The 1020-nt window shown below is 42.6% G+C and carries 1 protein-coding gene; it reads left to right on the plus strand.

Annotated elements, in window-relative coordinates:
- The first annotated feature begins 283 nt into the window (after window positions 1-283).
- Entirely contained in the window at window positions 284-850 is a 567-nt protein-coding gene (locus A3729_RS01755) for a hypothetical protein (RefSeq protein WP_068508028.1), read from the plus strand.
- Window positions 851-1020 lie beyond the last annotated feature (170 nt).

Below are 1020 nucleotides of genomic sequence, written 5' to 3' on the forward strand. Positions count from 1 at the left end.
GGTGAGCGTGCTCTTAAGGCAGGCGGTGCTAAGAACACTTCTAACCAGTTCTCTTAATCTGAGACTGGCTAGTTAAGCTTTTTTGATAATGTATTATTGAAAGATGCTTAATGTGTTTAGAAAAAGGCGACTCTAGAGTCGCCTTTTTTGTGGAGATTAAAAGAGGGCAGAGTCAGTGAGTCTAACCCCTTTTAATCTTTAGACTATAGTTTATAGGGTGCGCAATGCGCATCACTACGTATTTTGGTGCGCACCGCGCACCCTATAAAAAGGGCAACTTATCATGATTGACACTCCTTCCTATCTGCAAGATGCTAAAGACCTTCTCGGCAAAGATGGCTTCGCGAGCGGCGATGTGTGGTACCACGGTACTTCGTCTGCGCTGGTTACCTCTATTAATGGTGCGGGGCTTAAGCGTTCGGGTGATAAGGTTATGAATCAGGCTGCTAAGAAGACTATGGCAACGATTGGTAATAACTACACCGAGACACATGATCCGGTATTCCTAACACAGAGTAAGGAGCTTGCGTTTTATTGGGCTCAGCAGGCGGTTAGAAGTCGTAGTGTGCGAGTCGAGGGTGATGAGTCGCCAGTTGTTTACGAAGTTAAGCTGCCAGGTGATCTGCTTTCTAAAGTTAGGCCGGATGTTGGCGCTGCAAGTCTTTTGATGGTAAAGGAGGGAGAGCATTATATGGCGTTTTTGGCTGCACTTTATCAAGATAATGAGGCGGGCGCGTTAGATATAAACCTAATGAAAGCTGATCGTAATGAATATCTAAATAAGCTGGGTATGGCTTATATTGATCAAGATATATCACCTGGGTACGTAAAGCTTTTGTCTGAAGGGTAATACCTATAAAAACTTAAATTAATCGTGAAAACATAGTACAAATTCTCTCAGGAAGGCCTATAATTTAGTGTAAATAAAGCTGACACTATTCACTGAGTTTAGGCATTCCTTCGCATGGCAGTAAAAAAGATCCCTATATCCTTACTTAAGGTTGGTATGTATATTACCCA

Source organism: Oleiphilus sp. HI0043, from assembly GCF_001634935.1.